Genomic DNA, 13,977 nt, shown 5'->3' on the forward strand with positions numbered 1-13,977 from the left:
ATGCGCCTTGGACTTACCACTGTTCGGACATTCTGAACACTGCTGCCAGGTTGTCTGAACCGGCAAGCGAACTGGCTACAAGTGTAATGATCTCGTCCGTCAGATCATATTGGAGCTGCTGATCCGCCAGCTCCACTGCTACATTCTGATAGGCCCCGGCTATCCCTGAGCCGATACCCTGGGTGATGACTCTTCCGCCCGTCACCGTGGTGCAGGTATAATTCACTTGCAGCGCTGTTTCCGTGACCGGTATGGCCGTAGTGGGTGTAGGATAACTGACGAAGGTTCCGTTGACGGTGCCGCCGGCCACGATTTTGTACCGGACAGGTGTAGAGGCCAGAATGTCCAGACTGTCCGGTTTGATTTCAGCGGCAACCGCCTCCGGAATCACAACCGCTGTATTTCTGCGGAAGCTGATCAGCGCGAAGTCGGACGTAGTCACAGCGATATTTTCCCGGAATTCCGAGGTGATCCGGCTGACTTCCAGCTGTTCCAGCGGAACAGGCGCCAAGATACCTGAACTGTCTACAAGGAAAATCTGGATCTGCATCAGTTCCTGGGAATAGACTGCATTGAATTGAAAATAAATTTGGGTGATATTATAGGTTTTGGTCACCACTTCCCGGTAATTCACCTCAAATAACTCCTGGGCAAACAACGTTTCCGGGGTTACATCATTATTGAGGCCTGTTATATACACCACAGCTTTGGATGATCCGTTGTTAACCACTTTTACTACTACCTGGCTGATGGTTCCAAGCCCTCTGGTAGGTCTGCTCGTTAATGTGTTGGTTGTTAGATAAGGCACAGGCCATCCTCCTTCTAGTAACGTCGTTCTTATAGGGTATGCAGTGGAATTTGGAAGTTTCTAGATAAAACGGCAGACGTGCATGTTGATCGCATATTCGGGCACTTCCTGAATTGGTGCAAGTTGCCAGTTCCCGGCAAATGTGCTAAAATCAACGTAACTTTTTAGAACGGAGGGTTGCGTGTGATAGACTATATCCGGATTCGTACTTTACGCGGCTAAGCTAATTGTATAGCGCGAAAGCTCTGCCCCGTGCAGAGGACTCAGGATAGGTCTATCCATTTTTGAAGGCAACCCGCAGCTTGAACTTTTGTCCGGCAGACAGGAACGGAAGCCGGCATATGCCTTTAGGAATCCTTGCATCTCCATACACCATATCAATGAACCGCCGCGGCATTCGGGTGGAGCAGCTTGCTGTTCCGCCTGGCGGCAGCATTTTCAGTACATTCATTGTTTGCTGTGGGAAGATGCTGACGGAAGAGACTGGGAGCGAATCCCTCTCCTCCATCCTATTCTGTTGTCCTCTATGAATACTGTTAAGCACAGGCAGACGGCTGCCTGTGCTTTTTTTATGGATTAGAAGAATAATTCATCACATTTACTCGTGGAGGTTGTAACCATATATGGAAACTGAAACTGTACAGCAAAAGGCAGTGATCGTCGGTGTTCAGCTGCAGAATGACAAGGATTTCGCATATTCCATGGAGGAGCTGCGCAATCTGGCCGCTGCCTGTGAGCTGGAGGTGGTTGGCGAGCTGAGCCAGAAATCCAGCCGGATTAACCCGTCGCATTATATCGGGACAGGTAAAATCACCGAACTGAGTGCCCTTATGGAGGCGCACGATGCTCCGGTGGTTATCTTTAATGATGAGTTGTCGCCTTCCCAGATCCGTAATCTGGAGTCGGCGCTGGATCGCCAGGTCATCGACCGGACCGTGCTGATCCTGAATATTTTTGCCGAGCGTGCCAAGACAAAGGAAGCCCAGCTCCAGGTGGAGGTGGCACAGCTGCAGTATATGCTTCCCCGGCTGACCGGGATGCGTGAGTCCCTCGGCAGACAAGGCGGCGGCGCAGGACTGAAGAACCGCGGTGCCGGGGAAACCAAGCTTGAGCTGGACCGGCGCAGAATTGAGGAGCGAATCACGGCGCTGCAGCTGGAGCTGCAGACTCAGGTAGCGCGGCGGCAGATCCAGCGGAAGCAGCGGCGCAAAAACGAGGTGCCCGTGGTCTGTCTTGTCGGTTATACCAATACCGGTAAATCCAGTCTGATGAATACACTGGTAGATACCTTCCACCCCGGTTCGGAAAAAGGGGTCTTGGCCAAGGATATGCTGTTCGCCACACTGGAGACCTCGGTACGCAGTATTGAGCTGCCGGACCACAAGACCCTCCTGCTGACCGACACAGTCGGTTTTGTCAGCCAGCTGCCCCATCATCTGGTCAAGGCCTTCCGCTCCACGCTCGAAGAAGTGACCGAAGCTGACCTGCTGATTCATGTAGCCGACATTTCCGATCCGCAGGTCAGCCAGCATATGACCGTTACGGAGGAGACCCTGAAGGCACTGGGTGCAGATGGAATCCCGACCGTTATCGCTTATAACAAAGCCGACCTGACGGATCTGCCTTATCCCGTGGTGACTGAGAATTCCGTTACCCTTTCCGCTAAGCAAAATAGCGGAATCGCCGAGCTGATCGGGCTGATCCGCGGGCATGTGTTCAATGATTATATCCAGTGTGAAATTCTCGTTCCGTTCGGCCGCGGCAGCGTGGTCTCCTACTTCAATGAGCATGCTGATGTACAGTCGGTCAGCTATGAGGAGGAGGGCACACGCCTGAAGCTGGAATGCCGGATTGCCGATTACGAACGGTTTAAGGACGATTTTATTGCAATTCCGCAGTAGAAGCAGATATAGCTCTCAAATGACAGGTTAAGCAGACCAAAGACTCCGCACCAGCCTCACTTGGCTACTGCGGAGTCTTTTTATTTTAGTTTTAGCAGATCCATCATTTATTTAAACGAAGCATAGCCTTCATCAGCCATAACAACGCTGCCGTTGATTGCACTGGCCTCATCCAAGGTAAGCAAATAGACGGAATCGGCTACCTGTTCGGGTGTTGTCAATTTATTTCCGATGACCTTGGCTTTCATGGATTCGACCAAGCCCTGATCTTTATATCCCTGAATAATAGGTGTATCCACCGCACCCGGTGCAACCGCAACTACCCGTATTCCATATGGGGACAATTCTAATGCAGCTGATTTAGTCATCATAATGACAGCGCCTTTGGAAGCATGATAGGCAAAGGTACCGGGGGATGCCAGAAAACCGAAAACAGAGGCTGCATTGATAATCACACCTTTAATTCCGAGCTCTCTCATTTTTTTGCCGGCGGCAATAATGCCATAGGCAACACCATGCTGATTGACATTGATTACACTGTGATAGTCATTCAGGTTCTGATCCAGAACAGGCGTATTACGCCCGATGCCCGCATTGTTAAACATTACATCGATTCTGCCAAAAGCAGCAACTGCTTGTCCAATAAGCGCCTCGACCTCTTCATATTTTGACACATCCGTCCGGACAAAAATAGCTTCGCCGCCCGCTTGCTTAATGAATTCAACCGTCTTCTCGCCGCCCGCTTCATTAAAATCAGCGACAACCACCCGATCGCCTTTACTTGCAAATTTCAAGGCTGTGGCTCTCCCTATTCCGCTTGCACCACCTGTGATCACTGCTACTCTTGTACTGCTCATCAACTTCTCCTCCTCTACGGTGATGTAATAGACTAAAATAGTAATGGGAACCATAAGAGTTATCTTCCATTGAAAGTACTTTCATATACAGTGTAACTCTCCCTAAATTTAAATAAAATTTAATTATATTTACTTATAGTTAATCAGAGCTTAATAAGGAGAGCTGACGATGAATCTTGAACAGATTGAATACATTGTAGAGGTTGCGAAAAAGGGGTCTTTTACAAAAGCTGCTCAGGATCTGCATGTCACTTTATCGGCAATCAGCCAATCCATCTCGTTACTGGAAACCGAATTAGGCATGACCTTATTCACCCGTTCCCGTGGTTTAGGCGCTGTACCCACGATTGAAGGAAATCAAATCATCCAAAAGGCAAGTGAAGTCCTGCTAAAAGTGAACGAGCTAAAAGAAGAGGCTAAAAGCTGCAGCAATACCTTGAGCGGGGAATTGAAGATAGCTACCATACCAGGTCCTATGCATTTACTCGTAGATGTTGTTTCCACATTCAAGGAAGACTACCCCCAGGTCAGAATAGAAATTTTTGAAAAAGGGCCAAGGGAGATATTATATGATCTGGAGCACAGCAACATTGATATTGGATTAATCGTGTTGGCGGAGGATTTTATCGAAAGAAGCGAGCATTTGACCTTTGAGAAGCTGTTAGAAGGGAGAATGGTTGTAGGCGTAAGTAAAGATTCGCCGCTGGCCTTTGAAAAGAAAATAACGCCCGAGCAATTAGTTGGACAACCGTTGGTCTTGTATGATGATGAGGATCTATGGGACCATACCAAAGCATTAATCTCCAGGTTTGGCCAAGCAAACATCCTTTTTACAACAAATAATACGAAGGCCATTCAAAATGCAGTGAATCGCGGGCTCGCTATTACCATCGGACTGGAGTACTCCTTCACAGATATCCTGCCTGAGATTGTCCCTATAGCGTTTGATATGCCAAGCTTAACCCCTGTACAATATGGATGGGTTCTCCATAAGGGAAAACATCCTTCCCAGGTATCAAAAAGGTTCATCCAAAGACTTCAAATGGAATTCTATTGATTTCGCTTTATCATGGACACAAAGAAGAAGACAGGAAGGCTCCTGTCTTCTTCTTTGTGCTTTTGAGCAGCTTAACGGACCGCTCCCTGCAAGCTCTACTCCGCCGGACCAGGACGCAGATGGAGCGTGAACGCTTCCGTCTCCTCTCCGCTGCAGCTTACCCACAGGTTTCCGTCATCTGTCAGCTCCAGCTCCGGCCCGGATTCATCCGGTACCTGCTGGATATCCAGCGAGAATACCATGGCCGCTTGCTGCAATGCCTTGAAATCAATGGTCCGCCGTGGTCCCGAATAGAGGATCAGCTCCACCAAGAGTAAATCCGCAGTCTTTTGAATCTCCCATGTCCAGTCGCGCTGCGCCCCTGAATGCCCTGTAAATGCTGCAAACCATGTCGTCAGCATACACTCGGTCTCTCCGATTCGGAGGATCGCCCCTTCCCTGGTGGACACGGCAGAGACCCCATCCAAATGGCCGCCAATCTCCAGCCGCAGCCGTAAATCATCAGCCTCGATGACGCCCCCGGTAGGGTCCAGATTGGGATGGGTGTCCCCGCCATCGGTGATAAAATCAATGCCGAACAGCACCTGACCTTGATCCTGCTTCGATTTGAAGCGGGCCGAGCAGTAGTCATACCCGTCATGCAGACAGCGAAGCTGAATATAGGCCGGCAAGCCGTTATTATCCACGTACGCCAGCAGCGGTCTTCTCTGATTCCATAAATCACTGGCGGTAAAAGATCCTACACTCACCTGCGGGGTCATATAGGTAACCGCCCATCTGCCGCTGCCATCCTCTGCATTCCCTTCATAGAGCTGTCTGATTTCCTGTGTGCGCGGAACGCTGAAGGCCTCCAGAAAAGCAGCCGTACACTCGAAGCCGCTCTTATACCATTCCTCTTCGTACGGCAGCTCTTCCCAGTCAAAAAACATCACCCTCCCCTTAGTTGCCAGTTGCAAAAACGCCTTGCTCTGATCATTGATCAGCGTCTGATAACAACGGGAATGCGGCCCGGACCACTGCGCAGTAGCAGGGTGATAATACCCGGCCACCGTCCTCCAGCTCAGATCAATCAGACCGCGGCTAAGCATCCTCACCTGGTCATCTATGGTTTCGGCATGAAGCTTGGACAGCTCCAGGATGGCAATGTACGTATAGACCGGGCTGTTGTATTCCTGAAAAGCACCGCGTTCCATCGTATAGTCGTACAGCTTCTGCAGACGCTTCAGTCCATATTCTGCGTAATCTCTGCGGCCCAGCTGTTCCCCCGCGATTCTGGTGACGAAGGCCCCCAGTATCGCGATGTTCGTATAGTCCGGCCCGACATTCCGTTTGATAATTGCCTCACAGGCATACTCAATGGATTGGGCAACCGCCATCCGCAGCGACTCGGGCAACCTGCGGCCGTGGCGCGAGAGAGCCTGGACCAGCCGGCTGCCGCAGAAATCAGCCCAGTTCCAGTCCGGCGGCGCCATCTGTGCCAGCGGTTCTTCGTAGAACCAGGACCAGATGCCGAAGGTATCATGGCTGCGGTCGGTATCCTGAAGGGACACTACCTGGGCGATAATATCGAAGGCCCGCTGTTCATACGCTGGCAGCTCCGTATCCAGCAGCCCCAGCGCATAAGACAGCGAGTCCCGCGTAGAATGGATGACCTCAGCCTCACGCAGCGTGGTATGATAGCCCGGGCTGCTGAACGGGGACCAGAGCAGGTGAAGCTCCGGGTCATACCGGGGCTCCAGCATTTGCATTTTACGGATCAGCATCCGCCGATGATCGATGCCCTCATGCCTATAGGCCGTTTCCTCCCTACCCGGTGTTTCAGGAGCCTTGCTTCCCTCTGCGGTTTTCTTCACAATGATCTTCCTTTCCTTTAGGTAGGAGAATCCTAACCACACTTTCCTGTTAACCGCTCCCTCTGGGGAGGGCTCATTATGCAGCCGCGGTTCCGGTCTACAGTTGGCGATCTTCCAGCTCCAGTTCCTGCGCAAGCAACTGCATCACCAGCCCCTGCCCGTAGAGCGAAGGGTACACTTCAATTGTATTGTAAGCTTCTTCCGAAGGCATGACGGGCGTACCGCCTGAGACTCCCTGCACTTGACCATTCTCCGCGATTAGCGGAAGAATGCCGCTCACCGCAAGCCTGGCAGAGTCCAGAAAAGAGGAATCCAGCAGGCCATTCTTCACCCCCTTGAAGAATCCGCAAGCAATGCCCGCACTGCCTGAAGTCTCCTGAACGTAATCCGGTCTGTTCAGGACCGTATGCCATAGTCCGTTTCCGGCTTGACAGGACCGCAAGGCTGCCGCAAGCGATGAGTACCGGCTGTGCAGCTCTTCCGGTATGTCAGCCACGCCTTGAACTTCCATCACAATCTGCGGAACCGCCAGGGTAATCCATGCATTGGCCCGCGCCCAGCGGACCGCAGACATATGATTGCCCTCACGGCTGTTCCAGCCGTGGTAGAGCAGTCCCGTAGCCGGGTCCTGCAGCAGCTGCAGATGAAGCAGCGTCTGCCGCAGTGCGGCATCGGCCAGCCGGGATTCTCCCGTTAGCCCGCCCATACGCGCCAGGAACAAGACAGCCATAAATACCGTATCTGCCCATACCTGTTCCGGGAAATCCACATTTTCCGTGACGGTATGCTCCAGTGCCCCTTCCCGCGTGACCGGCGCAGTGTTGAGCATCCAATCCGCGGTGGACATCGCTTTTTGCAGAAACCACGGGTCACCGGTCTGGCGGTACAGCTCAGGAAAAATCGCGAACGGAGCGAGCGCATTGATGACTTTGACCCCATCGGCCTTGTGCTTGTTCCGGTTCACCCACTGCAGCAGATACTCTATTACCTTTTCCTGCCCGCCTACTGTGGCGTACTCCATGAGCGAAATCACACCCACCCCCGGCACCCAATCCCAGTGGTCAATGTCCATTCCCCAGTCACCCCGGTGCGCCTCCGAGATCATGTATTGAAACAAACGGTCCAGCGCCTCCGCAGGCTTCCGCTCAGTGCTCAAAATGATGCATCCCCCTTAGATCAAGTGAACCACCCTGCGGGTCTGTCTTCACCGGAGACCGTCCCTGAAAAGGCAGCTCCCCGAACAGCGCTTTGACCGTAAGCTCCACGGTCTCCTCATGCAGCGAATAGGCATTGACCAGCGCATCCAGAAACGGCATATCCTGCAGCAAATATGGGGTGGCAAAAGAAATCCCGATGGGCCGGATGGTCTCTGCATGCTGCATTGCCCATATCGCTTTGGCCGCCTCGCCTACCGGACGGGCCGTATTCATCATGCCGTGCAAGGGCAGAAAGTAAGGTGCAAAAGCAGCATCCCAGCGAATCCCCGACAACTCCCATTTCCGGATCGTGCCCAGCGGCTCAAATTCATCCAGTATATCTACCTGAAGCCCCCTCGCCCGTAAAAGATCTACAAAAACATTCATCCGCTCATACTTGCGGCCTTCCGTCACTTTGTTCAGCAAGATCACTAGCACCCGGCGGGTAGTCTGCGGATCAAGCGGCAGAATATGGCCACGGTTGCGGACAAGTGTAATACAACGCTCCGCGAGGGACTGGCTCAGGCCCCTTGCTTCCAGATCCAGCTCCGGCGGCAACTTGTCGTTCAGCAGCGAAAGTGCCCGCGGGTCCCGGCCTTCCTCATCAAGGCCATACATACCCAGCCTGGCCTTGAGCTGCAGAATGCGGCGGACACTCGCATCCAGCCGCTCCATGCGGACGGTGCCCTCCCTGACGGCCCGCTCCATCACCCCGAAATAATCCACACCCGGCCACAGCAGCACATCCGTTCCACAGTTGAAGCAGTCGATCATCCGTTTCTCATAACTGCCCCAGGCCAGAAATCCGCCCATATCCAGCGCATCCGACAGCACCACACCTTCAAACCCCATACGTTCCCGCAGCAGTTCCGTTGTGATCCGCTCCGATACCGTTGCCGGTACTGGCTTCTCCCCCTGCTCCCCCTCCATCCATGGAAGAGCAATATGCCCGGTCATGTACGACAGTACGCCCTGATCAATCATAGATTGGGACACCTGCCCGTAGGTGGCAACCCACTCATCCTCGGTCAAGCCGTTAATGGTGGTCACAATATGCTGATCGCGGTAATCCACCCCGTCCCCCGGAAAATGCTTCGCACATGCTGCCAGGCCATGGTCCTGCATCCCCCGCATGACTGCACCCGCTAGCCTTGCCGCCCGCTTGGGATCATCCCCCAGGCAGCGCGTTGTAATGACCGGATTCATCCAGTTCAGCAAAAGATCTGTGCCAGGTGCCAGCGCCCAGGTAAAGCCCGCCGCCCGCCCTTCCAGTGCCGTAAATTTACCGTATTCATAGGCCAAGGCCTCATCGTCCACTGCGGCCAGCGCGAGGAGCGGCGGGAACGCGGTTAAGCTTTTGACTGCCGATCCCGCGCCGAATTCCAAATCACCGGAGAACAGCAGCGGATATTTGCTGATCCGCTGCAGCTGCTCCGTCCACTCCCGGTACTCCGCCGCCTTGCCCGACGCCTTCTGAATCACCTCACCGCCGATAAAAAAACTGCCCACCGGATACGTCTTCAAATAGGCCGCAAGCGCCTCAGTATCGTTTCCCTTAAACGGCAGCCGTCCTGCATGATCCTGCATCGTCTGCCCAATCTTTTCCCGCAGGCTCATGGACGCGAGCATCCGCTCTACCCATTCCTGCTCCTCCCTTGTTAGAGGCCTTGGCATGGTCGCACTTCCTCCTAACTGATTTCGATCCCCCTAAATCCCCCTTAGCCAAGGGGGACCCCAAGGGCCCCGGCCCTCTGGACACCCGGATGGCTGGCGTGGGCGGAGGGATTGTGCTCCTGGGCTGCAATGTGCGGAGAGCGCTTTCCCCCTGCGGGGACGCTTTGGCTGCATTTCACCTGCGTAACTGCAAGGGGACGCTCCGCTCCCCCCAAACCGTTAACTGCAAGGGGACGCTCCGCTCCCCCCCAAACCGTAACTGCAAGGGGACGCTCCGCTCCCCCCAAACCGTAACTGCAAGGGGACGCTCCGCTCCCCCCAAACCGTCAGATCGTTCTAACCCTGTATAATTTCATCACTACCTTAAGTGTAGCCGGGGAACGGCGGAGACTAAATAAGGTCATCTATAAAAAAAGTTCGAAATCCTACAGAGTCTCAAAGGGAATAACATCTAATAAATGCAATACTCAACCATCTCAATGGTAGAGCAGCACCTCAACAAGGTGGAAAAAGTATCACTAATTCTCGATTTCTGGTCTGCAGTCGAGGTTTAGTTGGAGTTTGTTTACTTAATAATGGTTCTAATAGCAAACCGAGGCGTTTTCGGCATAATTAGTTATACTAATTCCACCTAGAACTCGCAGCAGCACAAGTTTCCATAAACTAGTTTTCCTAATTCCACCTAAATTCATTTTCCCCTGGGAGTAACCTCCACTAGCGAGTACATTCAGGTACATTATGCCTAAACCAGCTTATCTTCCGTCCTTCCACTCAACCAGGTTAACGTCCACCTCAACTCGCGTAACTTCCGCTCAACCCGCTAACTTCTATTTGAACCAGCTTAGCTTCTGCAGGGAGGCAGAAGCTAAGCTTTACAGCGTCTCATCAGATATCAGACCATATTAATAGCTTTACAGCGTCTTATCAGATATCAGTCCATATAAATAGCTCTATAGCGTCTTCATCAGCTTTCAATCCAGACTAATACTTAGTGTCTCGCTCAATTTGTTATTCTCCTTGTTCATCTCCTCATACCTCCAGATATCATTCACGAAGAAGGTGATGGTGAAGCCGCCTATGGTCGGAACGGTCCATTTGGGCGTGCCTTGGGCGCTGCTGTTGGCGGTCAGGGTAACCTCTTCTCCAGGCTGGATCACTGTATTGTTCGTGTCCGACCAGGATACGACACCGCCGTTGACGGAGAAGGCACCGCCCGTAATTTGACCCAATCCCGTGGAGGTGTTCAGCGGGGTCGGGCGCACTCCGATATTTTTCACCTTGGCCCAGAAGATTAAGGAATCCCCGAGTTGCGGCGTGGTATGGGAGGATGGAGTGCCATCGCTGTTCACGATATTCCAGCCGATATCTGTAACGATCAGGTCCGCAAGCGGTGCCGGAAGGGTGGCCTCGTAGCTCTCGAACTCGAACCCATGGACCATCACCAGCCCGTTGGTCCCCTTGATCTCGATCCGGTGCAGCCCGTACTCCAGACCGGCAAGCTCATAGACGATCCGGTTCTCTCCCTCAATGCCAGCCTGGGGAATGACTACGGTCTGCATATATTGCCCATCGACATAGACATCAGCGCTGCCCATATCGCTTTTGATATCCGATCTCCAGCGGACCCCGATGCCCCTGAAATTGAACGTTGCTGTGGCGTCAGGTGCATAGGTCACGTGAGAGACACCGTTGGAAGCGGTCGTAAATCCGGTATAGTCGATATAAGGATGATTATGCTCTGCGGTATACCAGGCCGAGACCGGAACATATGCGCCTTCCTCAAGCTTGAAATAATCGAGGTTAGCGCCGTTTCCAGCGGAGGTAAAGCTGATCATGTTATACCCCGGCTGGAGCGTAATGCCATATTGCCTCACGGTAAAGTTGCTGTTCCAGCTTCCGGTGGACGGCAGCGTCACGGTCGTTTGTTTTTGTCCGTTGATGAGGATATTTTTCTTCGACTCCTGATTGGAAGCGTATGCAATAGTTAAAGTGTAGCTTCCGCCGCTCTCGGAATAGAATCCCTGAACCGTCAATCCGCCGGCATGGGTCTGCTCCACAACCCTTCCTCCAGAAGCGCTGCTGTAGTAGCCGATTTTGAGCGGCGGGGCAAAGGACGTGGCTTCGGCCTCGAATTTGGTTGGATCTCCAGCCACATGCGGCGTAATCGGCATCGGCAGTGTGGTTGCGGATACGGCTGTGGTCAACGGCGAGACGTTGCCGAAATCATCCACGGCCTGAACCCTGTAGCTATATACGGTCTCAGGAGCTACCGTGTAGTCATTGTAAAACGTAATCCGGCCCGGAACGGTCATCACCGGTTCTGCTCTATCATCCCGGTACACATTGTAGCTGACAACCCTGTCGTTGTCGGTCGAGGCATTCCAGGTCACCTTCACCTGCTCATGGCTTACTGCCACCGCGGCCGGACTGGTTGGAGCCGTTGGCGAAGTGGTCTCCAGCTCATCGAGAATATACTGGACGGTTTCACCAGCGCCCAGGGTAACCGAGAGCGTAAGGTCCGGCGCTGCCGTAAGCTGAACATTGGAGTGGGCGGCGGCATAGGTATCGCCCGGTCCAAACCGTTCTCCGGCATACTGCCCGCTGCCGGGCATGGTGACCCTCACCTGCATCGTCACGGGCTGCGTCTCAAAGTTCACGAAATTCAGCAGAATTTTGTCTGCAGAAGCCCCTATGGCCGACGTGCCCAGTGCTGAGGTATCAACCGCGCGGAAATACGCTTTTTTCTCATTCAGTTCAGATGGATTCAGGATCTCGTAGCTGAGCGGGCGCCCGTGGGTGGCATACGCGGCGGCCAGCCTGCGGAACGTCTTCAGCCGCGTTTCACCAAGCTCATTACTGTTCGCGGCTACAGCTACCGTATCCTCGAAGCGGTGTGTATTCCAGTTGATCGCGGAATCAAATAATCCGAACTCGGTCCCGTCATTGAAGAAGGCCGCATGCTGCATGATATGATCGACATAGCCGATATCTCCGCGAAGCTCCCGGTCAAAGGCGGAAGCGAACCTGTACGCATAGGTGCCGTATTTCGTACTGTCGGAATGATTGTCATTGCTGCCGGTTTCACTCATAGCCATCTCTTTGCCAAAGCCCTCATCTGCTTCATGATACACCTGCAGATTCTCATACAAGCTGCCGCCCGGCAGCGGCTGGACACCGGTTCCGCCATAGCTGTGGCCGTTCGTCACATCTGAAAGCGCTTCAATTTCTTCGCGTTGGGCAGCGTCCCGCTCCCACCCGTCAGGAATTCCGTTATATGGCCAATAGGCCCAGCCGGGCGCCACAATTTTCAGATAGGGCTGGCTGTTGGTCTGGCGCTCCTCATCCATCAGCTCATGAATGGCCAATATCGATGCCCGGGACCAGCCGAACAATCCGGGTTCATTGCCCGTCTCTGCGTATTGGTACAAATCCCCGAATTTACTGACAAAAGCGGCATAATAACTCCTCAAAGCCGTGCTGATCGTACCGCCCGCCAGATCCGCATTGTTCTTCCAGTTGCCTCCGATAATATTGACCATTGGCGTAAGGTTCAGATCACGCATCGTCGCCAGATAGTTCCGCCCCTGCGGGTCCCAGCCTGCGCTCGTATCCGACCAGAAGGAGGCGCGCATCCAATTGCCGCTGTAGGCGATGCCCATCCATTTGGTCATGGGCGCCAGATGGCGGATCGCGTTCTCATCATATTTGAAGGTATTTGCGGCAAGCGTAGTCCCCAGATGTACATACCGCCCATGTATCGGTTCATCCGCCTGCTGAGGCCGGGATTTCAGCTTGATATAATCCCATTCGAACCATAAATAGGAGTCTCCGTTATAACCGGGAGCCTGGGGGTCCGCATACAGTCCGCGGTCGACCACCAGCTTAAGCACGTTTGAGCCAATATGAAGCTGCTCTTTGGGAATATACAGTCTGTAGGTTTGTTTCCAGGTATGCTCCAGAGAGGTTTCGCCGTTATTCAGACCTGTGATTTGAATCAATCCGCTCATGAGGCCATTTGTGAATACGGCAAGCTGGGGAATCGCGGTGCTTGCATCAATCACCTTGAAGCTGAGCTCGGCTCCATACTGGGGAACGGCCGCCAATTCAAACGTAAAATTCATCGTTCCATTGACATCGGCCTTCATTCCTTTGGGGATCGTATTATAGCTGCAAGCTGGAAGAGGCAGGGCAAAATCGTTATACACATTATTGTAAACTGTAAATTCGGCAGAGCTGTCGTCCGGCTCGCCTACCTGCCACAGCAAGCCCGATGGATTATAGGTGGCGGTTGTGGCGGTCACCGGCAGCGAAGCCTTGGAGGCTCTACTTGAGCCAGACTCTTGTTTTACTTTCACCACAGGACCCGAAATTTGCTGTTCTATCGCTGCTATCCCTGGAGGATCAGCGGAAACGCTATGATCATTTGGCATCAAAACCGTCGTCAGCACACAGAACACAAGAGACAGTAACGCTATATTTTTATACATTCGCACATTAACACCCTCTTCTATTCAGAATAGAAACAGGGCCCCCAACTGCTAACTTTTGCGAATAGGAATACCCGACATCCTGGTAAGCGGCCGCTGCAAGCTGACAGTAAGAATCAGGGAGGCGGCCGAACTTTACCGGAT

At 53.0% G+C, this 13,977-nt stretch carries 9 protein-coding genes; 2 read left to right on the plus strand and 7 right to left on the minus strand.

The window, feature by feature from the left end; all coding sequences use genetic code 11:
- Nucleotides 1-13: 13 nt before the first annotated feature.
- Entirely contained in the window at nt 14-808 is a 795-nt protein-coding gene (locus A3844_RS22370; RefSeq protein ID WP_074108507.1) for a hypothetical protein, read from the minus strand.
- 274 nt (nt 809-1,082) lie between these two features.
- Nucleotides 1,083-1,316 (minus strand): hypothetical protein, encoded by a 234-nt coding sequence (locus A3844_RS32855; protein WP_074088833.1) that lies wholly within the window; start codon nt 1,314-1,316, stop codon nt 1,083-1,085.
- Between the two features lie 115 nt (nt 1,317-1,431).
- Here A3844_RS32855 and hflX point away from each other — a divergent pair, with 115 nt between their 5' ends.
- A complete protein-coding gene (hflX, locus tag A3844_RS22380; protein ID WP_074108508.1) occupies nt 1,432-2,709 on the plus strand; it encodes a GTPase HflX in 1,278 nt (425 codons plus the stop codon).
- A 107-nt stretch (nt 2,710-2,816) separates the two neighbouring features.
- Here the strand turns inward: hflX and A3844_RS22385 are convergent, their stop codons facing one another.
- Nucleotides 2,817-3,566 (minus strand): SDR family NAD(P)-dependent oxidoreductase, encoded by a 750-nt coding sequence (locus A3844_RS22385; protein WP_074088831.1) that lies wholly within the window; start codon nt 3,564-3,566, stop codon nt 2,817-2,819.
- A 169-nt stretch (nt 3,567-3,735) separates the two neighbouring features.
- Between A3844_RS22385 and A3844_RS22390 the strand changes: the two genes are divergently transcribed.
- Nucleotides 3,736-4,623: a LysR family transcriptional regulator gene (locus A3844_RS22390; protein WP_074108509.1), complete on the plus strand. Its 888-nt coding sequence runs from the start codon at nt 3,736-3,738 to the stop codon at nt 4,621-4,623.
- Between the two features lie 95 nt (nt 4,624-4,718).
- On the opposite strand, the gene A3844_RS22395 is transcribed toward A3844_RS22390, so the two are convergent.
- The 4 genes from A3844_RS22395 to A3844_RS22415 all read right to left on the minus strand — a co-directional run bounded on the left by A3844_RS22395 (nt 4,719) and on the right by A3844_RS22415 (nt 13,833).
- Nucleotides 4,719-6,476, minus strand: coding sequence for a hypothetical protein (locus A3844_RS22395; protein ID WP_074108510.1), 1,758 nt, complete (start codon nt 6,474-6,476; stop codon nt 4,719-4,721).
- Nucleotides 6,477-6,573: 97 nt separating this feature from the next.
- Complete coding sequence (locus tag A3844_RS22400; RefSeq protein ID WP_244169828.1) at nt 6,574-7,632, minus strand: glycoside hydrolase family 88/105 protein; 1,059 nt, start codon at nt 7,630-7,632, stop codon at nt 6,574-6,576.
- The gene (locus A3844_RS22405; protein WP_074108511.1) at nt 7,622-9,346 is read right to left on the minus strand and encodes a glycoside hydrolase family 3 protein; all 1,725 of its coding nucleotides are present in this window, start codon (nt 9,344-9,346) and stop codon (nt 7,622-7,624) included. The genes A3844_RS22400 and A3844_RS22405 overlap by 11 nt, the downstream gene beginning before the upstream one ends.
- Before the next feature lie 971 nt (nt 9,347-10,317).
- Nucleotides 10,318-13,833 (minus strand): carbohydrate-binding domain-containing protein, encoded by a 3,516-nt coding sequence (locus A3844_RS22415; RefSeq protein ID WP_074108513.1) that lies wholly within the window; start codon nt 13,831-13,833, stop codon nt 10,318-10,320.
- Nucleotides 13,834-13,977 lie beyond the last annotated feature (144 nt).

The sequence above is a fragment of the Paenibacillus helianthi genome, assembly GCF_001909055.1.
Lineage (GTDB): Bacteria > Bacillota > Bacilli > Paenibacillales > Paenibacillaceae > Paenibacillus_AQ > Paenibacillus_AQ helianthi.

Excerpts from the sequence above, each read along its gene's own strand:
- A3844_RS32855 (WP_074088833.1), bottom strand. The coding sequence starts at position 1,316 with ATGGAGGAGAGGGATTCGCTCCCAGTCTCTTCCGTCAGCATCTTCCCA.
- hflX (WP_074108508.1), top strand. The coding sequence starts at position 1,432 with ATGGAAACTGAAACTGTACAGCAAAAGGCAGTGATCGTCGGTGTTCAG.
- A3844_RS22385 (WP_074088831.1), bottom strand. The coding sequence starts at position 3,566 with ATGAGCAGTACAAGAGTAGCAGTGATCACAGGTGGTGCAAGCGGAATA.
- A3844_RS22390 (WP_074108509.1), top strand. The coding sequence starts at position 3,736 with ATGAATCTTGAACAGATTGAATACATTGTAGAGGTTGCGAAAAAGGGG.
- A3844_RS22405 (WP_074108511.1), bottom strand. The coding sequence starts at position 9,346 with ATGCCAAGGCCTCTAACAAGGGAGGAGCAGGAATGGGTAGAGCGGATG.
- A3844_RS22415 (WP_074108513.1), bottom strand. The coding sequence starts at position 13,833 with ATGTATAAAAATATAGCGTTACTGTCTCTTGTGTTCTGTGTGCTGACG.